The organism is Bartonella sp. PS17NMGDW, assembly GCF_042193555.1.
GTDB lineage: Bacteria > Pseudomonadota > Alphaproteobacteria > Rhizobiales > Rhizobiaceae > Bartonella > Bartonella grahamii.
The window spans coordinates 1-518 of sequence record NZ_JBHILY010000109.1; the positions used below are offsets into that span (position 1 = coordinate 1).

1 protein-coding gene is annotated in these 518 nt (G+C 39.2%); it reads right to left on the minus strand.

The genetic code is table 11. The features are described from left to right. Positions 1-25 precede the first annotated feature (25 nt). On the minus strand, positions 26-518 hold a 493-nt coding region (locus ACFIJK_RS09540), incomplete at its 5' end, for a hypothetical protein (RefSeq protein ID WP_375627616.1).

Consider the following 518-nt stretch of genomic DNA (forward strand, 5'->3'; position numbering starts at 1 on the left):
CCACTTAATAATTTCAAGATTTGTTTCATTTTTTCCTCCCTGAATATTTTGAATAAATTGGCGTACGATTAGGTAAACCATAGAACTTTGTACACGCATAACCTGCATGACCATAACAAGCATGAACACTGGGGTAGCCCTTAAATATTTGCCCTGCTTCTTTCCAGGGACCACTTCCAGGAGGTATTTGCTCAAAAGTGTAAGGATTTTTGCCAATCTTTGTACCCACAAAGTCATTTTTATGATTTTCCAAGTTTACGTAATCCTGCTTTCCATCACTTAAGATATATAACGTATCTGCCATGTTTTGAGTATTATAAGCTGGTCCAAAGAAATTAATCGTTGTTTCCTTTGCTATACCATGAACACCATGCTTTTCTAAATCATGCGATCCATTGCCCGCTGTCATACTGCCGCGGCTATGCGCATCAGTATGCAATCCTATATTGCCAAGGCTATACAACAGATTCTGGTACTTCTTCGTCGAATTGGTCAGAGCACCCAACTTACCTTCTAGA